Source organism: Nocardia sienata NBRC 100364, from assembly GCF_001613205.1.
In the GTDB taxonomy this organism is placed as follows: domain Bacteria; phylum Actinomycetota; class Actinomycetes; order Mycobacteriales; family Mycobacteriaceae; genus Nocardia; species Nocardia sienata.
This window is the reverse complement of the sequence record NZ_BDBX01000005.1, coordinates 261,813-280,005: the sequence shown is the minus strand read 5'-3', so window position 1 is coordinate 280,005 and position 18,193 is coordinate 261,813. Positions and strand designations below refer to the sequence as shown.

18 protein-coding genes are annotated in these 18,193 nt (G+C 67.7%); 6 read left to right on the top strand and 12 right to left on the bottom strand.

From position 1 onward, the window contains the following. Nucleotides 1-10: 10 nt before the first annotated feature. The 6 genes from NS4_RS06895 to NS4_RS06875 all read right to left on the bottom strand — a co-directional run bounded on the left by NS4_RS06895 (nucleotide 11) and on the right by NS4_RS06875 (nucleotide 7,091). Nucleotides 11-796 (bottom strand): ABC transporter ATP-binding protein, encoded by a 786-nt coding sequence (locus NS4_RS06895; RefSeq protein WP_063058632.1) that lies wholly within the window; start codon nucleotides 794-796, stop codon nucleotides 11-13. After that, a complete protein-coding gene (locus NS4_RS06890) occupies nucleotides 793-1,782 on the bottom strand; it encodes a FecCD family ABC transporter permease (RefSeq protein WP_439955763.1) in 990 nt (329 codons plus the stop codon). The genes NS4_RS06895 and NS4_RS06890 overlap by 4 nt, the downstream gene beginning before the upstream one ends. 77 nt (nucleotides 1,783-1,859) lie before the next feature. Beyond that, nucleotides 1,860-2,918: an ABC transporter substrate-binding protein gene (locus NS4_RS06885; RefSeq protein ID WP_063058682.1), complete on the bottom strand. Its 1,059-nt coding sequence runs from the start codon at nucleotides 2,916-2,918 to the stop codon at nucleotides 1,860-1,862. A 171-nt stretch (nucleotides 2,919-3,089) separates the two neighbouring features. After that, nucleotides 3,090-3,950, bottom strand: a complete 861-nt coding sequence (locus NS4_RS06880; protein WP_063058631.1) for a hypothetical protein — start codon at nucleotides 3,948-3,950, stop codon at nucleotides 3,090-3,092. 13 nt (nucleotides 3,951-3,963) lie between these two features. Next, on the bottom strand, nucleotides 3,964-4,398 hold the full coding sequence (locus NS4_RS32025) for a hypothetical protein (RefSeq protein WP_157105921.1): 435 nt from the start codon (nucleotides 4,396-4,398) through the stop codon (nucleotides 3,964-3,966). Nucleotides 4,399-4,427: 29 nt separating this feature from the next. Continuing rightward, on the bottom strand, nucleotides 4,428-7,091 hold the full coding sequence (locus NS4_RS06875) for a CHAT domain-containing protein (RefSeq protein WP_169811735.1): 2,664 nt from the start codon (nucleotides 7,089-7,091) through the stop codon (nucleotides 4,428-4,430). 410 nt (nucleotides 7,092-7,501) lie between these two features. Between NS4_RS06875 and NS4_RS06870 the strand changes: the two genes are divergently transcribed. Next, the gene (locus tag NS4_RS06870) at nucleotides 7,502-7,810 is read left to right on the top strand and encodes a DUF6802 family protein (RefSeq protein WP_063058629.1); all 309 of its coding nucleotides are present in this window, start codon (nucleotides 7,502-7,504) and stop codon (nucleotides 7,808-7,810) included. A gap of 68 nt (nucleotides 7,811-7,878) precedes the next feature. Here NS4_RS06870 and NS4_RS06865 read toward each other — a convergent pair whose 3' ends face one another. After that, nucleotides 7,879-8,544 (bottom strand): TetR/AcrR family transcriptional regulator, encoded by a 666-nt coding sequence (locus NS4_RS06865; protein ID WP_063058628.1) that lies wholly within the window; start codon nucleotides 8,542-8,544, stop codon nucleotides 7,879-7,881. Nucleotides 8,545-8,728: 184 nt separating this feature from the next. Here NS4_RS06865 and NS4_RS06860 point away from each other — a divergent pair, with 184 nt between their 5' ends. From NS4_RS06860 to NS4_RS06845, 4 genes are all read left to right on the top strand, one after another. Continuing rightward, complete coding sequence (locus tag NS4_RS06860; RefSeq protein ID WP_063058627.1) at nucleotides 8,729-10,306, top strand: bifunctional 3-(3-hydroxy-phenyl)propionate/3-hydroxycinnamic acid hydroxylase; 1,578 nt, start codon at nucleotides 8,729-8,731, stop codon at nucleotides 10,304-10,306. Next, the gene (locus NS4_RS06855; RefSeq protein WP_063058626.1) at nucleotides 10,303-11,244 is read left to right on the top strand and encodes a VOC family protein; all 942 of its coding nucleotides are present in this window, start codon (nucleotides 10,303-10,305) and stop codon (nucleotides 11,242-11,244) included. The genes NS4_RS06860 and NS4_RS06855 overlap by 4 nt, the downstream gene beginning before the upstream one ends. Continuing rightward, the gene (locus tag NS4_RS06850; protein WP_063058625.1) at nucleotides 11,244-12,095 is read left to right on the top strand and encodes an alpha/beta fold hydrolase; all 852 of its coding nucleotides are present in this window, start codon (nucleotides 11,244-11,246) and stop codon (nucleotides 12,093-12,095) included. Before NS4_RS06855 ends, NS4_RS06850 begins: the two co-directional genes overlap by 1 nt. Nucleotides 12,096-12,562: 467 nt before the next feature. Beyond that, nucleotides 12,563-12,868 carry a hypothetical protein gene (locus NS4_RS06845; protein ID WP_063058681.1) on the top strand — a complete coding sequence of 102 codons (306 nt, stop codon included), beginning with the start codon at nucleotides 12,563-12,565 and terminating at the stop codon, nucleotides 12,866-12,868. Between the two features lie 46 nt (nucleotides 12,869-12,914). Here NS4_RS06845 and NS4_RS06840 read toward each other — a convergent pair whose 3' ends face one another. The 5 genes from NS4_RS06840 to NS4_RS06820 form a co-directional block, all read right to left on the bottom strand. After that, nucleotides 12,915-14,105, bottom strand: a complete 1,191-nt coding sequence (locus NS4_RS06840; RefSeq protein WP_439955762.1) for a Dyp-type peroxidase — start codon at nucleotides 14,103-14,105, stop codon at nucleotides 12,915-12,917. Beyond that, nucleotides 14,098-14,604: a copper chaperone PCu(A)C gene (locus tag NS4_RS06835; protein WP_063058679.1), complete on the bottom strand. Its 507-nt coding sequence runs from the start codon at nucleotides 14,602-14,604 to the stop codon at nucleotides 14,098-14,100. Before NS4_RS06835 ends, NS4_RS06840 begins: the two co-directional genes overlap by 8 nt. A gap of 252 nt (nucleotides 14,605-14,856) precedes the next feature. Beyond that, nucleotides 14,857-15,384: a hypothetical protein gene (locus NS4_RS06830; protein WP_245665132.1), complete on the bottom strand. Its 528-nt coding sequence runs from the start codon at nucleotides 15,382-15,384 to the stop codon at nucleotides 14,857-14,859. A gap of 154 nt (nucleotides 15,385-15,538) precedes the next feature. Beyond that, the gene (locus NS4_RS06825; protein WP_063058624.1) at nucleotides 15,539-17,134 is read right to left on the bottom strand and encodes an MDR family MFS transporter; all 1,596 of its coding nucleotides are present in this window, start codon (nucleotides 17,132-17,134) and stop codon (nucleotides 15,539-15,541) included. 37 nt (nucleotides 17,135-17,171) lie between these two features. Next, nucleotides 17,172-17,729, bottom strand: coding sequence for a MarR family winged helix-turn-helix transcriptional regulator (locus NS4_RS06820; RefSeq protein ID WP_084486933.1), 558 nt, complete (start codon nucleotides 17,727-17,729; stop codon nucleotides 17,172-17,174). Nucleotides 17,730-17,807: 78 nt separating this feature from the next. On the opposite strand from NS4_RS06820, the gene NS4_RS06815 reads away from it, so the two are divergent. Next, entirely contained in the window at nucleotides 17,808-18,098 is a 291-nt protein-coding gene (locus NS4_RS06815) for a hypothetical protein (protein ID WP_063058623.1), read from the top strand. Nucleotides 18,099-18,193: the final 95 nt, after the last annotated feature.

Below are 18,193 nucleotides of genomic sequence, written 5' to 3'. Positions count from 1 at the left end.
CTGTCGGTCCTCAGCGCGCGGCGACGGCAACCGGACCCGGTTCGAAAAGGATCGACAGCCGCCCCTTCGACTCGTCGACGAGAACCTCGGCACGGACGTTGTACACCTGGGCGATCAGCTCGGGGGTCAGGACTTCGGCGGGCTTTCCGCCGGCCACGACCCGGCCCTCGTTCAAGACGATCACCGCGTCGCAGAACATAGCGGCGAGGTTGAGGTCGTGCAGGGCGATCACGCTGGTGACCGGCAGCCGTGTGACCAGTGCCAGCAACTCCAATTGATGGTGGATGTCCAGGTGATTGGTCGGCTCGTCCAGCAGGAGCTCACGTGGCTCCTGGGCCAGGGCTCGGGCGATCTGAACGCGTTGTTTCTCCCCGCCGGAGAGCCGGTGCCAGAGCCGGTTCGCCTTCGAGGTCAGGCCGGTGTGCTCGAGCGCGGCCGTCACCGCGGCGTCGTCGGCAAGTGGGTTCCCGCCGAATGTTGTGCGATGCGGGATGCGCCCCAGCCGCACGACGTCGCCGACGGTGATGTCGAGATCGGTATCGGCGTGCTGACTCACGACGGCCACCGCTCGCGCGATGTCCTTGCGTCGCATGGCGGACAGGTCGTTGCCGTCGAGGGTCACGACACCCGCGGTCGGCCGCACGACCCCATTGAGCAGGTGCAGCAGTGACGATTTCCCGGACCCGTTCGGACCGAGCAGGCCCAGGGTCTCGCCCGGCGCCATCGTCACCGTGACGCCGTCGACCACGAGCGCACCGCCGCGGTTCCAGGTGACGGTATCCGCGTGCAAGGTCACTGTGTTCTCCTACGGCGCGACAGGATCACGATGAACGCGGGAACACCGACCAGTGCGGTGCCGACGCCCACCGGCAGCGGGGTGGGCGCGAAGGCGACGCGGGAGACGGCATCCACCCATACCATGAAGACCGCCCCCAGCAGCGCCGTCGCGGGAATCAGCCGGCTGTGCCGCGGCCCCAGCAGGAACCGCGCCGCGTGCGGGAGCACGAGTCCGACGAATCCGATCGCGCCCGCGACGCTGACCAGGGTCGCGGTGATGATCGCCGTGACCACCAGAAGCATGAGCCGGACCTTCGCGACGGAGATGCCGAGCGATGCCGCGACATCGTCGCCGAAGGCGAAGGCATCCAGGGCGTGCGCGAAGTACAGGCACACCGCCGTCCCGAGAAGCACCACCACCGCGCACAGCCCGACGTCGTCCCAGCGGACGCCTTCGAGCGAGCCGAGCAGCCAGAACATCACACCGCGGGTCTCGTCGGAGTCCGCGAACGCGAAGATGACGAAGGAGGTCAGCGCCGAGAACAGCTGCGTACTGGCGACACCCGCGAGAATGACGCGGTCGTTGCTGCCGCCGGCCAGGCGGGCGAGCAGCAGCACCAGCCCGAACGCGACCAGTGCTCCGATGAACGCCCCGCCGGACAAGCCGAGCGCGACGCCGCCGACACCGAGAACCCCCACGATCACAGCCCCGGTCGACGCGCCCGACGAGATGCCCAGGACGAACGGGTCCGCGAGCGGGTTGCGCAGCAGCGACTGCATGAGCGCGCCACAGATGCCGAGCCCCGCGCCGCACGCGGCCGCCACCAGGGCACGCGGAAGCCGTTCCTCCCATACGATCGCGTTCTTGGCCATCCGTACCGGAATGTCGGCGAGGCCGAGATGATTGAGCAGGATGTCACGGACATTCACCAACGAGATGTCCGCCGGGCCCAGGGTGACGGCGACGAGAACCGACAGACCGAGCGCCACGACCCCGGCGACCACGATCAGCGACCCGGCGATCCACCCTCGCCCCCGAATCGGTCCGGTGGCGAGGGTCTCGGCCCGGTCGCGAGTGGCGGTCAGTTCGGCACCTGCAGGTCGCGAAGGCCGGTGGCGACCTTCTCGAGTCCGTCGATGGCGCGGATCGACGGGTTCATCTCCGCACCGTGCAGAGCGATGTACCGCCTGTTGCGCACGGCGTCGAGGTTGCGTGTCACGGGATCGGATTCCAGGAAGGCGATTTTGTCGGCCAGCAGGTCTCCGGGGAAGCGGTTGCGTAGGAGGTCGCCGAGGACGAGGACATCCGGGTTGCGGTCCACGACGGTCTCCCAACCGACGGCGGGCCAGTCGTCGGTCAGATCCCCGAACACGTTGGTGCCACCGACCGTGGTGGCGAGCAGGTTCGCCGAACCCAGACCACCGGCCACATACGGGCTCTTGGTATCGGCGAACCAGAACGCTATCGACACATCCGACTTCTCGATCCCGGCGAGGGCCGCGGTTTCGCGGCGGCGCAGCTCGTCGATGAGTTGCGCGCCCCGCTCGTTCACATCGAAGACGGCGGCGAGCTCACGGATCTCCTGATACAGCGCCTCCATCGTCAGCGGTGTGGTGCGCTTCCCGCCACCGTTGATGCTCACGCCGTTCTCGCAGTCGGTCGGCGACAGATACGATTCGACCCCGGTCTCCGCGAACCGGGCGCGCTCTGCGACACCCCCCTGCTTGAAATGCCGGCCGAACGACGCGGTGACGAAGTCGGGATCGGCGCCCAGGACGACCTCATAGGTCGGTGCGTTGTCCGCGAGCCGGGGAACCGATTCGTTCGCTTCTGCCAAGTTCTCGCGAATGGGATCGGTCCACGACGCGGTTCCCACCAGGCGATCGCCGAGCCCGAGCGACAGCAGAATCTCGGTCGATCCCTGATCCAGCGAGACGACCCGCTGCGGCGCCGCGTCGACGGTGACCGTTTTGCCGCAGTTGTCGAGAACGAGGGGATAGGCGGTGCTCCCCTCTCCGGTGGATACGGCGCCGGCATCGTCGACGTGCTCGGACTGTCCACAGGCGACGAGCGCGCTCGCCAGCACAGTTGCGACGGCCAGGAGACCGATCCGGCCCACGGAAATCTTCACGTTCGCCATGGCTTTCTGCTTGTCGAGAAGTTGCGCTGCCTCGCGCGCCATGGGTGGGGCCGACGAGGAAGCAGGGGAACGCTAGCACAAGTAAACCTAACCTAAACCGTCGGTATACCTACCGGTCGGTTGTGCGTGGAGAAGGCTGGTTCGGAGCGACATCGATACCGCCGGTCTTCGTCATCGAGGGTTGCCGGCATCCGAGGGCCCGGGGAGATTGGTGCCCTTGTCCAATATGTTTTCGACCGCGTGGCTGTCGGCCTGGGTGAACCGGCCGTGGGGCAGCGGCACTCCCAGGGCCGAGGCCAGTTCCGGAAGTTTGACATCGGTCAGCGCCTCGACGAGGAGGCCGAGATCGGCGGCCGCGCGGCGGGCCGCGGTCCAGGCCGAAAGGTAGAGAACGACTCCGACAAGGGCGGCCGGCCACCACAGTAGGCCCAGGGCCAGGTAGCCGAGCGACCACGCGGCCCGCACCGAGGCCGCGGTGTACCGGTCCCAGGCGAACTGGACGGGGCCGCGTTGGCTGTCGTCACACAGATGCCACAACCTGGGCCATACCCGGATCAGCGCCACCCGGTACTGGGCGTATACGCGCTTTTCGGCGAGCAGCAGGTGATCTCCGATACGGGTCGCCCGCTGGGGGAGGTAGCCGGCGTGATGGCCGGGCGGAGCCTCGTTCTGGGCCTGCCGAATGCGTCGGCGGCGGAAAAGGGCCAGCATCTTGCCGCTCGGCACGCCGCGTCCGAGCCACAGCCGGGCGATGGCACGGCTCGATTCCGCAGCGGCGCCGGCCGCGGCCGCCGCGGTGAGCGTCACCAGCGCGGCGAACACCAGTCGGTGCCGTGTGTTCACCGCCCACCGGGGCGGCGCCTGGTCCAGCCGGTCGCTGAGCAGGGCCGGGTCGAGGGCATGCGCCACGCCGAGCGGGTGCAGCCACCAGGACAGCGCCAGCGTCGATGCGAAGAGCAGGCCGGGTAGTGCGAGCAGGGTGATCCACCGTTCGGCGAATTTGGCCCCCAGACCAGTGAGAAGAGCGTCCATGATCTCGCGCGGCCTAGGGGTCGAGTCGGTAGGTGGTGGACTGTAGCGGTCGGTCTTCGAGGTGACAGTACGGCTCGTGCGCGTCCTGGTCACGACCACGCGGTGGGCACACCCCACGCGGGCAATGGAACAGTTGCCCGACCGGCCGCGGGTCCCACACGTCTCGGAGGGGCACCTCTCCGAGCCCGCGTACGGTGGCGGAGGAGTCCAGCAGCAGTGCCGCCAGCGCCTCGTGGACAGGCCGCCCGTCCCGTACGGCCGTCACCTGGGCTTCGAGCTCCCGCCGCCAGCCGTACCTTTCTGCTTTGGCGCGCAGCAGCGGCAGTCGCTCGCAGAGCCAGGCTTGGGCCAGTGCGGGGTCCTGCGGCGGAGTACCCGAATCGGGGGGTTGCGGCGGAGCCGGAGCGGGTTCGTTCGGGCGGGTACGTCGTCGGAAAAAGGAGGGCATGCGTCAACTGTGCACCAGCACTGGCTGTTTCAGGGACCGATATGCACGAAGGGTGCCCAGCGAGCGGGATCGGCCCGGTACTTTTCGCGCAGCCGGTGTTGCGCGTGGTGCAGTGCCAGTGCGGGGCCGCATTTTTCGGTCAGCAGCATGCGGTAGAAATCGTCCGCCACTGTAGGTCCATCCGCGCTGTTGATCTGCCACATGGTGCCGATCACGTGGGAGAAGCCGTTCAGATGGAACGCCGCGGCCGGATGGAGCACCTCGTCCATGGCCCGGGCATCCGGTAGGGCCGAGACACAGGCCGACAGGAACGCCAGCCGCTCTCCGGCCAGGTTCATATCCGCCAGTTCTTCCAGGCCGAGATGCCCGTCGCGCAGGATCAGGCCGCTCTCATCGCCGTGGCAGGCGATGTGTACCCACGGGTGGGCGTGCAGCGCGGCTCGTATCGCGGTGACAGTGACCTCTTGCTCGCCCAGCGTTTCGACCGCCGGGAACCGGGCCGAGATGATCGCCGCCTCTTCCTCGGCGTGCTCGAGTTCGGGCATACCGGGGGTTTCGCGCAGCGAGGCGACCAGCATCGACGAGGGCGGGGCGGGACCCACGACACCCGCGCCGGTCCGGCGGGCGTCTCGCAGCGCCCACAGACTGGGCGTATAAGAGGAGACGACGTGGTCGATCAGCGCGGGGCCGTTTTCCTGATCGTGGTGACCGGCCAAGTGCAGGGGAACCGCGGACAACGGGCCGGTCGGGCACCACCAGACCCGGCGGTCCGGACCGAGATGGGGCTCGACCACTTCCAACACGGGGGCAGCGATAGTGTCCCAGAGGAGGCGGGCGAGAGCGCGGGCGTTCATGCCCCGGATGGTGGGGGCGAGTAGACCGCCGGCCCGGGTGGCCAACTCGGCGTGGTTCGCGAGGGGAAGCCCCACGGGTACCGGATCACGATCGGCCAGTACAACGACTGCGGCGCAGCCTGTATCGCTGATATTCACGATGACGACGGGCCCGCCGTGGGCCGCCTCTCGTAGCTCGGAGAAGCTCATACCCCGGTCGGGACCGTGCCCGGCGGTCAGGCTCTCCCATTCGGCGGCCAACTCGGCGCGAGCCCGGGCCGCGCGGTGCCCGGACAGCAGGTCGTGGCGCCCCAGGCCGGGATAGCCTGGATTGTCCAGCTCGCCGCGGAGCTCCATCAGCCGGGCCGACACGCCGAGTGGCGGCTCGGTGCGGCGTAACCGGCGGGTCTGCGACCAGATGACGGTCCGGCTCAGTTCCAGCAACTCCACTGCCCGCCCGACCTGGCCCATGGACAGGGCGATGTCGGCGACCGAGGGAGGAGACAGGACTCCGGTGCCCAGCACCACCTTCCGGTCATGGAGGCTCAGCCCGAGGGACGCGGACTGTTCGGCCAGCATCAGGGCCCGCTCGTACCAGGTGAGGGCCATCTCGTGGTCGTCGTCCAGAGCGAGAGCGGCTCTGCACATGGTGGACACTGCGTTGAGCGGAAAGGACAACTCCGGCAGCGCGTCCAGCATATCCAGCAGGTCCACGACCAGGGCACGCTCCGGTCCGAATCGCCACGCCGGCGCCTGTATGGCTGTGAACAGCAGCACGAACAGACCCTCCTCGTCGTCCGGGCCTTCGGCGGCCAAGTCCCGGGCGGCCGCGCCGGCCTCCGTCAGGTCGTCGCCGTTCGCAGTTGCCCGGTGCCGGAGCACCAGTGCCCAGATCAGTGCGGAAGACGGGCCGGCCGACCGGAGGGCGTCGATTGCGCGGGACAGGGTGGCCACGTCCGCCTGCCGCTCGTACTGCTTGACCAGAAGCCGGCCGACGACCCCGCCCGCCGTCTCCGCCCTGAGTACGGTGGCGGCCTGCTCCGCCAAGGTGAGGGCCCGGTCCAGATCGCCGGTGTCGGCGCCGGGGTCTCTTGTGTGGCGCAACCCGAGAGCCCAGGCGAGGGTCAGCGCGATCCCGGCACGTGTATAGCGCCCGGCGAGAATGGGAGGGCAGCGGTGGAGGCCCTCCAGGATCCGCAGGGCCGTGTCCAAGTGCGGACTTGCCTGGGTGCGGTGATACTCGTTCATCAGGGTCTCGGCAAGGACGAGACGCGTTTTCACCTGTAATTCCCACAGCGGGCTGAGCCGGAAGAGCCGGCCCGGCTCGTCCAGCCCTGGCATGCGGGAGAGCGTGCGCAGCACGCTGTCGAAGAGCTCCTGATGGGGGCGGCCGGCATCGATGCGCCGCAGCATACTGATCAGTATCTGTTCGCGGTACGGCCGTTCGGCGATCTCTTCACCCAGCTTCAGTACCTCCCGCGACAGCGCTTCCTGCTCTCCCTGCCGCTGCAGGCGACCGAACCGACGCTGGTAGCGCAATACCCAGCAGAGGTAGTCCGTCAGCCAGGGCCCGGCCGCGAGGAGATAAGCGGACAGAACCGTGCACAGCACGCTGAGGAACCAGAAGAACGGCCGGTCGGCCAGCACCCAACGGGACAGATGACGACCCATCGGTACGCCTGCCGCCCAGTCGCGAAGAAGCAGGCCGAACAGCAGACAACACCAAGGCGCGGCAGCCCAGGCGAGCGCTCCGAGGGACAGTTCCACCGGACGCTCCCGCCAGGCCCCCAAACCGATGCGGATATCCTCCCGCCGCCGCTGGAGCGATCCGGCTATCAGCAGCATGATCGCCAATGCCACCACGGGATATATGAATTGAACGGTCCCATCGGTCGTCAGCGACTTCGATGCGCTGCTTTCCGGGTTCAACCTGAAGAGAAGCCCCTCCCGCTGTCCGAGCCACCACCCCCATCCGGCCATCCCGACACCGCCGGCGACAATCGCTCCGCTCGGCCACCGCATACAGGAAGTATGGCAAAGAAGTTGGAAGCTGCCCTCCGCCAGTGCGATCAGGAACGGTCGAATGTCGGTGAAGGTGGCGTTCGATGATTCCTCGGATGGACGTCGTCGGCCGCCTGCGCGAACCCCTTTGTGCCCCATAGCCACCAGCGGCACCTTTCCTGCCCGGGAACGGTGCTGCGCTGTACCGTCGGGGATGGAAAGATGGACCGGAATATCCCGCGGTCAACCAGTGGAGCTCAGGAGAATCCATGCCTACATCAGGAGAGTTCCCCGGCATCGGTATGCCGAGTTTCGAAGCGTCCTCGTCTATGGACGGCCTGGGTCCGGTGGAAATGGAACCACCCACCCAGGACCTCGTCGTCGACGGCATACTCGACACCTTCGTCACCACCGGTCCCGATTCGATGAGTGTCTGGACCGATACCGACCTCGACGGCTACGCCGACCGGCTGAGCGTGGTGGAGAACGACGGCGACTACTCGGCTTGGGAATACCACCGCAATCCGGACGGGACGGGCGAGTGGCGGCAGACCGATCAGGGGAAAGTGGGGGAGTGATCGGGGCGCCGGCCGCGCGGAACCGTGCTCCACACCGGAATCCGGCCCCCGGCCGGTATGGCGGCGCCTCAGCTGCGTCGGCCGGCGGCGATCTGCTCGCCCAATGCGGCAAGCGAGTCGGCGAGGCGTACGAGCTGGGCGCCGAGGCCGCGTGAGCGGTCGGCCTGCCAGGCGATGAAGGCGCCGTCGAAGCCGGCGATTCCGAAATAATCGAGTTCGTCGGCGACCAGCTGTGCGATTTCGGGCCCTTCGGCCGCGAATGCCTGGGCGATCATGCGGTTCATATGTCGACGCCCGTCTCGGCGGACTTGCTCGATCACGGAACCGACCTCTGCCCGGGCCGTCTCCCCGCTCATGAGCAGCATCAGGTGCAGCCGCAGGAAATCGGCCTGGTCCAGGAACACCTCCTCGGTGCGCTGGAGAAACCAGCGCATTCGCTCCCCGGCTGTGCCGCCCTTCAGCGGCTCCGCTTGCGTTCGTGCCATTGCCTGGAAGAAGTCGTAGGCGCCGTGCGCCATCACCGCCGACAGCAGGCCGCTCTTGGAATGGAAGTGGTGGTAGATAGCGCTCTTGGGTAGCCCGGTCTCGGCGCTCAGAGCCGAGATGGAGGTGGCGGCATATCCGCGTTCGGCCATCATCCGTGCGGCGGCATCGAGGATCTCCGCACGTGATCGGCGCCCGCGCCTATTGCCTGCCGACCCGTTGGTCCAAGCGCTGGGGTGAGTGGCTTCCATACGGGACAGCCTAGGTAGGGGCCCGAGCACGCCCAGGGTGCTATCCGGGGTCCGTTCCGGCGCGTGGGGACCTCTCGGTTCTGCAGTGCGGAATCCGCTGGCTGTGTCGGGCGGCACATGTGACTCTGGGGCAAAGAATGGAACGATCGGTACAAAAGTGAGCGATCGTGGAACCGGGAGTCTCATGAGCAAGGATTTCGACGCCGACGTCGCGATCGTCGGATACGGCCCGTCCGCAGTGATAGGCGCCCTCACCCTCGCCCGGCAGGGCGTCTCGGTGGTCGCCTTCGAGCGAGACCGCGATATCTATCCTCGGGCCCGCGCCGTCACGATCAACGACTGGACGATGCGGATTTTCCAGAGCCTCGGCATCGATGAGCGGATCGGCAAGGTCATCGATCCCCAGCGGATGCTGCGGTGGGTCACCTACGATGGCCGGGAAGTGATGCGAGTCGAGCATCCGCCCAGTGCTCTCGGCGGCCGGCCCCGGTTCTACAACATCTACCAGCCGACGATGGAAGCCGAGCTGCGCGCGGCCACCGAGGAGTACGCCGATCGGCTGACCGTCCATTACGGCGCCGAGGTGACCGGCGTCGATCAGGACGAGACCGGGGTGACGATCGCGACCACCGATGTCGCCACCGGGCAAGCCCGCACGTTCCGCACCCGATACGCGATCGGGGCCGACGGTGGCTCCTCACGGACTCGCGACTGGATCGGCGCGACCCTGGAAGGGGACACCGCCGACACGCTGTGGATCGTCATCGACTGTTCGGTGCGACGCTGGTGGCCTGATCGCGACGTTCTGACCTTCTGGACCGACCGCTTGCGTCCGGTCGTCGATATCGCGCTGTCGGGAGGACATCACCGCTGGGAGATGCCCCTGACGCATGGCGAGACCGAGGCCGACTTCCCGACCGACGCCCAGGTCTGGCCACTGCTCGAGGCGATCGGGGTAACCGGCGAAGACGTCGACATCCATCGGTACGCCTTCTACCGCCACCATGTCCGGATGGCGGATACCTGGCGCAACGGTCGGGTCTTCCTCGCCGGCGATGCCGCCCACCTGATGCCACCATGGGCCGGCGCGGGCATGCAGACCGGTATGCGCGACGCCCACAACCTCGGCTGGAAGCTCGGCAGAGTACTTCGCGGCGCGCTGCCGGAGGCATGGCTGGATACCTATGAGGCCGAGCGCCGTCCCAATGCTGCGTTCTACACCGATCTCGCCGTCGGATTGGGTCGTGTCATCAGGCAGGAGGCCACTGCCGAGGAGGTGGAGGCGATGAACGCTGTCCCCGAGAACCTCGTCACGCCGTATGAGCCGCCCCTCATCGCGCCGCCCACCCTTGCTGCCGGGTGGATCCGCGGCGAGACCGGCGATGCCAGCATTGTCGGCCGGATGGTGCCGCAACCGATCGTCGGAGACACCGTCGGCCGGATCGCCCGGCTCGACGACTTGCTCGGCGACGGCTTCGTACTGCTCGGTGACGATATCGACCCGGCTGCCCTCCTGACACCGGACGAGAAGGCCGAGTGGGACGCACTCTGTGCCCGCTACGTGGCCGTCCGCCCCCGGAATGCCCACACGCGTGGCGAGGATGATCTCGTCGATCTCGACGACATCCTGCGCCCGTGGCTGCGGCGGTACGGCGTCCGTGCCGTCGCGGTTCGCCCCGATCGGTTCGTCGCGACCGATGACTGCACGGTCTTGCCGCTCCCGCCCTCTGAACCACCGTTATGTCAGGAGACTCCACTATGACCGGAGTGAAAGAACTCGCCTATGTCGTCTATGAGGCCAGCGATCTGGTTGCGTGGCGTCGCTTCGCCTGCGATCTGCTCGGCATGCAGCTCGCGCATGAGGATGCCGACTCGCTCGCGCTGCGCACCGACGAGAAGGCCTTCCGATGGCGCATCGACCGAGGTCCGGCCGACGACCTGATCGCGTCGGGTTACCAGGTCTCCTCGTCGGAGGCGCTCGACGCGCTCGTCGAGCGCCTCCGGGCAGCCGGCGCCGAGGCCACCGAGGGCGATGCCGCTCTTGCTGCCGCCCGGCACGTCGACCGGATAGTGCTGACGACCGATCCGATGGGCAACCGCATCGAGTTGGTGACCGGCTTCGCCGATGCCGCGACTCCGTTCCGTTCCGAGGCTCTGCTCGGAAGGTTCGTTACCGGTGAGGGTGGTGCGGGCCATCAGGTACTTCTCGCGCGGGGAGTCGGCCGGGACGAGTACCTGGCGTTCTACGAAGATGTGCTGGGATTCCGCGTCAGCGATGTCATCGTCGAGGAGCTGGCGCCGGGGACCTACGCCGATTTGATATTCCTGCGCTGCAACCCGCGCCATCACTCAGTGGCCTTCGGGGAGATGCCGCACCCGAAGCGGACCCATCACTTCATGATCGAGGTCACCGATATCCGCGATGTCGGCATGGCCTACGACCGTTGCCTCGACGCCGAACAGCCGTTCGAGATGACGCTGGGCATGCACCCGAACGACAACATGTTCAGCTTCTACGTCCGTACGCCGAGCGGCTTCTCGGTGGAATACGGCTGGGGCGGGCTGCTGATCGACGACCAGACCTGGCAAGTGCGGACCCTCGACCGCCTGCACAGTTGGGGGCATCGGGCGCCCGAGGTCGTCCACGAGCTGCTCGGCCGGGCGCCCTTCACGAACGCACCGCACCAGGAGGTCCACTGATGGCGATCACACAGGACTCGGCGGCACGCACGGTCACCACCCGGGACTGGACGCTGCGGTACTACGAGGCGGGGCCCGCCGATGCCCGGCCCATCGTGCTGCTGCACGGCAGTGGTCCGGGGGCGACCGGCTGGTCCAATTTCGCCGGCAATATCCCTGCCCTCGCCGAGCGTTTCCACGTCTACGCTGTCGATATGCCCGGTTGGGGCGAGTCCGATGCGGTCACTGTCGATCGGCTCGACCATGTCGAAGCGGCGGTGCAGTTCCTTGATGCAGTGGGTGTCGAGAAGGCCGCCTTCGTCGGCAACTCCATGGGCGGCCACACTTCGCTACGGCTGGCGATCCAGCATCCGGAGCGGATAACCCACCTGATCACCATGGGCCCGCCGATCGGCAAGGTGCCGACCTTGTTCGGTGCCGGCGACGGCCCCTCGGAGGGTCTCAAAGTGCTGATCGCGGCCTACCGGGATCCCACTCCCGCGAATATGCGCGACCTGGTCGAGGTGATGACCTTCGACAAGGCCCGTTTCGCCACACCCGAACTCGTCAAGGCCCGTGCCGATGCCGCATCGGCACGTCCTGAGCATCTGCACAACTATGTGGCCGGCCTCGCTCAGGGTGCGCCGATCCCCGTATGGGTCGACCGGTCGAAGCTGTCCGGCATTTCCGTCCCCACGCTGCTCATCCACGGCAAGGACGACCGGGTGGTGTCCTACGAGAACACCCTCCACCTGCTCGCGCACATCCCGAACAGCCGGGCGGTTCTGCTCAACCGCTGCGGCCACTGGGCGATGATCGAGCACGCCGAGGAATTCAACCGACTCGTCGCCGACTTTGTCGCGAACAATTGAATTCGGCGTCATGTAAGGGGATCCCACCGCTTTCGTCTCGGCAGCCAACCCCACAGGCGCGGAGGCAGTCCAGTCGGTTTCCGCAGGCGGATTCCTGTGGTCGATGTCGACCCACGCCATCGGATGGGCAGGGCTCGTTGCCGGTGTAGTGCGTGGGCGTAGTGGTCGGTTTCCCCTCCCGATATGGACCCCACGCCGAAGTCCGTGCGGCTCGAGTAAGGGAATCGGTGGCGCCACCACCGCTGTGCGCCCCTTTCATCGGCAAGGCCCGCCCGCCGAGTCGACGGCACCACGACCGGCTGGACGATGTCCTCAGGCATGGTGACTCCCGAGTGGGTTCTCCGCGAGGGACCCACCAACTGCAGCGGTGCCCGAATGCCCCACTGACACAGTATTTGGCAGGATCATGCAACGTGAACGTGTCTGAAATCGTCTACAACGTAGTGGTCGTCACCCATCTGCTCGGTATGGCAGCGGTGGTCGGCGGATATGCCGCCGGTCGGCCCACCGTGAACGAGGTGATGGTCTGGGGCGCCCGGGCACAGCTCATCACCGGGATCGTGCTGGTCGGCTTGGCGGAGTCGCTGACCTCCTTGGACAAAGACCTGAACATGGTGAAGATCGGGGTGAAGCTCGTGATCTCCGTGCTGGTGGCCGCCTTCGCCGAAATGGGCCGGGCCGACGCCAAACGCGGTAAGGACCCCGCGTGGATGCCGGACGCGGCGGGCGGCCTGGCGATCGTGAATGTGCTGATCGCGGTGCTCTGGACCTGATCCGGGCGGCCGATGCCGGTGACATGCACCGGCATCGGCCGCGTGGTTACGATTCGAACAGAGTCTGGCCGATGTACTCGTCGGCGCCGCGAGCTCCGGGCGGCACGGCGAAGACCGCCGAGCCGATCGGAGTCGTCCAGACGTTCAGTGCGTCGAATTCGGCCAGCCGCTGCTGGACCGGCAGGAACTGGGTCAGCACATCGCGCTGGTAGGCGGCGAAGAGCAGGCCCGAGTTCGAGATCGCACCCGGTTCCGGGGCGTCGTCGTAGTTGTAGGCGCGCCGGAAGAACCGTTCACCGTCGTGCCGGTGATGGGCGCGCGCGATATGCGACGACGGTGGAATCACCGTGATCCCGTTCGCGTCCACCGCGGTGAAATCCGGTTCGTCGAATTCGTCCGTGCCGGTCAGCGGTGCGCCGGTGCCCAGAGTGCGGCCGACGGTGAACTCCCGGGCGCGGGGATCGATTTCGTCCCAGGTGTCCAGTGCCATCGCTATCCGGCGCAACACCAGCGATGTGCCCCCGGCCAGCCAGGGTTGGGCGGACCCGTCGTCCCAGACCAGCCTGTCGAAATCGGGACCGGCCGCGATATTGGCGGTGCCGTCGAGTTGCCCCATCAGATTCCGGGGTGTGGTGCCCGGTGGCCCGTCCCGGAAGCCGCGTTGCACCCAACGCACCGACATCAGTGAGCGTACGCTCCGGCACAACACCCGCACCGCGTGCGATACCGTCGTCGATTCCTCGGCGCACACCTGCAACAGCAGGTCCCCGCCGCAGTAGGCGGGGTCGAGCCGGTCGATGGGGAACGGCGGTAACGGCGCCAGCCAGGGCGGGCGCCGCGCGTCGAGCCCATAGCGTTCGAACACCGTGGCGCCCAGACCGATCGTGACAGTGAGCCGGGCCGGACGCGCCGCCAGTTCCGGTTCGGTATCGGCCAGGGCGGGCCGGCCCTGGGTGAGGCGAGCGGCGTCGCCGGTCCAGATCCGCAGGGCCCCCACGATATCCTCGCGCGCGGTCCCGGGGCGCAGGTCCATGGCCACGAATGCGCCCCGGGTCTGGGGTGGCGTCGCGATCCCGGCCTGGTGGATGCCGTGGAACGGTTCGGTCGCCGCAGCTCCGGCGCCGGACTCGCGCGCCTCGGCGAATACCGCCGCGCCCATCCCGAACCCCACCGCACCGGCGGCGCTGCCGCCGAGAAAGCGACGCCGGGCCACCCCGGGGCGGGCGTGTTCAGTCACTGTGCGCGGGCGGTTGGGCCCCGCCGTCGGGCCGGTAGTCCTCCTGGTTACCGGAGAAGTCACGCACCTGCGCGGTGAACGTGGTGGTGGATCCGTCCGAGAAGGTCAGTGTGACCGGCGCATCGGTTCCGGTGCGCAGCGCACCGTGCAGGCCGATGAACATGATGTGCTCCCCGCCCGGTACCAGGCTCAGTTCCCCGCGCGCCGGGATGACGAAGCCGCCTGCCTTGGGTCGCATGAACGGAGTTCCGCCGCTGTCGGTGGCGACCTCGTGCAATTCGACGGTGGCGGAGACCGGGCTGCTCGCCGCGACCACGGTGACCTCTCGGTCGCCGGCATTGTGCAGTTCGCCGAATGCGGCCGACATGCCGCTGCCGGCGGCTTTGGCCCACTGATCGGTGATCGTCACCGACTCGGCGGCGGTGGTCGGATCGTCGCTTGCGGACGAACAGCCGAGGAGCAGTAGTGGAGCTGCGGTGGCGGCGGTGAGCGCGCGCAGGACGCGGAAGGAGACGGCGTCCGCACGGGACGCCGGAGGATGAAATGGCATGGGTCTACTCCGATCGAGGATGGGATGTGCCGACGCGGCCGCAGTCCGGTGCCGCTGGTGGTGGTCGGCGCACACCGGCGATATCCGGTGCCTGGCGCGATGGGACGCAACCGGTGCGAGGCAGTGGGACGGACCTGTCGACGCGTGGGTGTCCGCGCACCGGTCTGCCGATACGGGCCGGTGTGTTGTGGATGACGAGAACTAGCCGGGCAGCAGTGGCGGCCCGCGGGTCCCGGGTCCCGAGGACAGGAGTGGGCGCCGGGCCGCCCGGTGATCCGACTCCGCGACAGCCACCGCGTGCGGGAACGAGAAACCGCGGAAGGTGTGTTCGCGTAGCGCTTTCCTCAACCGCGAAACCGCGTGGCGCAGGGCGCGTTCCGCGGTGTGAATGAGTATGGCGCCCACTGGGATCGCCAGCAGATGCGCCGCCAGCATCGGGGCGCTCGGCGCCGCGGCGTGCTGGTGCTCCGGTGCCGTGGCGAGCGCGCTGTGCCCGGCCGTCTGGCCCAGAGCCAGCAGCGCCATCAACGGCACCGGCCCGTGTCCCGGGCGCAGTGAGAACGCCAGCGCCCCGGCGAGCGCGCACCCGGCGAGCAGCAGGGCGGTCGCCGAAAATCCGAGCGTGACAACACCGCCACCGGCCGCGTGGGCGGCGACACTCACCGTCCCCGACGCGGCGCCCACGAACGCGCCGCGCAGGTGCGCGGGAGTGGGTCCGGAGGCTGGCACGCGTCGATACTACGCCTGGTCGTAGATTATCGTCGGGCTGTTCGGCCGGCGGAGAACCGCAGTGCCGGTGGGAATCCGGCGCCGGCGTTCCGAATATGCGAAAGGCCCCGGGTATCGCGGTGATACCCGGGGCCTGAGCGGGAGCGCTACCTGCTCAGCTCTGCAGCGCGGGTTCCCGGCGGGCGGATTCGCCGGATTCCACCTCACCGACCCGGTTTGCCAGGTCAGCGGAACCCATCGGATCGAGCTCGGGGTCGATATCGATCGTGCGGCGCAGCGGCCGGTTCGGCAGCAGCGTGGTCGCCAGGAGCGCGACCACCGCCGCGACCGCGGCGATCAGGAAGATCCGGCCGGTCGCGTCGCCGTAGGACGCGCGCACGATGGTGGCGATCGGTGTGGGCAGGCTGTCCAGGTCCAGGTTGCTGCCATCACCCGAGGAGGTCTGGATGCCCAGCCGGGCGAACCCCTGGGCCGAGAGCTCACCGACGCGGTTTGCCAGAACCGAACCCAGCACCGAGACCCCGATGGCGCCACCGAAGGTGCGGAAGAAGGCGACATTGCTGGAGGCCGCGCCGATATCGTGCACGCTCACCGTGTTCTGCACGGCCAGTACCAGGTTCTGCATCATCATGCCGACGCCCAGGCCCACCACCGCGATGTATGCGCTGACCAGCCAGAGGTCGGTTTCGTGATCGAGCGCGGAGAGCAGCGCGAAGCCGAACACCAGCAAGGTGGCGCCACCGACGACGAACCCTTTCCATTTGCCGAACCGGGTGATCAACTGACCGGAGACAACCGAGGCGACGAGCGTGCCCGCGACCATCGGAATCGTCAGGATGCCGGCGATCGTCGGCGAATAGCCGCGCGAGGTCTGGAAGTACTGACCGAGGAAGGTCGTCGCGCCGAACATTCCGATTCCCACCGCGATGGACGCGATGATCGCCAGGCCGGTGGTGTGCTCGGTGACGATCCGCAGTGGCACGATCGGCGACTTCGCGCGGGCCTCCACCCAGACGGTCGCCGCGAGCAGCGCCACGCCCGCCCCCACGTACAGCAGCGATTCCCGGGAGAACCACTCGTAGTAGCCGGCCTTCCCCGCGAAGGAGACCCAGATCAGCAGAATCGAGACACCGGCGGTCATCAGGGCGGCACCGAGCCAGTCGATGGACACATCGTCCTTGCGCTCGGTGGGCAGCCGCAGCGTGCGCTGCAGCAGGAACAACGCGATCAGTGCGAGTGGTACGCAGACGAAGAAGCACCAGCGCCAGCCGAGCGGGCTGTCCACGATGACGCCACCGAGTATGGGGCCGCCCGACATGGAAACCGCCATCACCGCGCCCATATAGCCGGAGTACCGGCCTCGTTCCCGCGGCGCGACGATACTGCCGATGATGGCGACGACGAGTGCGGTCAGACCGCCCATGCCGATGCCCTGGACGACGCGGGCGGTCAGCAGCAGCGTGACATCGTGGGCGAAACCGGCGAGGACCGAGCCTGCCACGAAGATGACGATGGCCGTCTGGACCAGAACCTTCTTGTTGAAGAGGTCGGCGAGTTTGCCCCAGATGGGGGTGGAGGCGGCGTTGGCCAGCAGCGCGCTGGTGATCACCCATGCGTAGGCGGTCTGCGAAGCCTGCAGATCGCCGATGATCGTGGGCAGCGCGGTCGCCACGATCGTGGTACTGAGCAGCGCGGTGAACAGTGCGGCCAGTAACCCGGTGAGCGATTCGAGAACCTCACGGTGGCTCATCGCGTAAGGGTCTCGCCGCGTCACCGCCTCGACGGGACTAGACATCTATTTCCTGACTCTCTTTCGATTCCGGCTCGTGTTCTTCGGTGACGCTGCGCTGCGTGTCCGTGGACGGTGAGCTGTGCGGATGTTTCTGGCTATCGGTCGCGGCGTGGCGACTGTCCCGGGCGATGAGTCGGTTCCGGAGTATGTGCAGGATCTGGTGGGCGTGCTCGGCGTCGTCCACGGTCCAGTCGGCCAGGACTTCCTGTAGGCCCCGGACCCGCGATTCCCGGATCCGGGCAAGAAGTTCCTGGCCGGCGGGGGAGACCTCGACGCGGATGGCGCGCCCGTCACTGGGATCGGTATTGCGCAGGACGTAACCGTCGGCGACCAGTTCGGTGATGTGCCGGCTCATCGCCGAGGCGCTGATACCTATCTGGGTGGCGAGATCGACCTGGCGGCACGAACCGGCCGATTCCAGGTTGACCAGGACGCTGATCCCGCCCGGCAGCAGCCGGCCCTCCTCGGGTTGTGCCAGGGACCGGCGAAGCGCTCGACTGATGAGGAACAGTTCGTCGAGAATGCCCTGTGCTGTGTCGGGGGGGACTCCCATGCGTGCTCCAGACCTGATTAGTTGCTTTCGCTAATCAACTATAAGTTTGTTGCTTGCGCTAATCAACAAATGTGAAGTGTGCGTATCCCCACAGCCGAGCGCCGCCTGGACAGCGGGCGATACTCCGCCGCCGTCACGGTGGGCGGGTACGGTGACCTCGCGGTCGGAGGCGGGTGGTTCGTGTCCTCCGTGATCGTGACTCCGTACTTCCCCGGGTCACCCGAGCTGCTGCAGCGCTGTATCGACAGCGTCGTCGCGCAGACCGTCGAGACCGAACACATCCTTGTCGCCGACGGCACTGCGCAGGACTGGATCGACGAGACGAACGGCCGCAGCGCGGTCTGCGTAGCGCGGAAACCGCGACGGTGACGCAACTACCACTGTCTGTGGTCGGTGATCTACGCGTCGGTGTGGGAGGCCCCGCCGCCGGGGGCCAAACCGAATCCGCCCTGGTTCCGAGATCA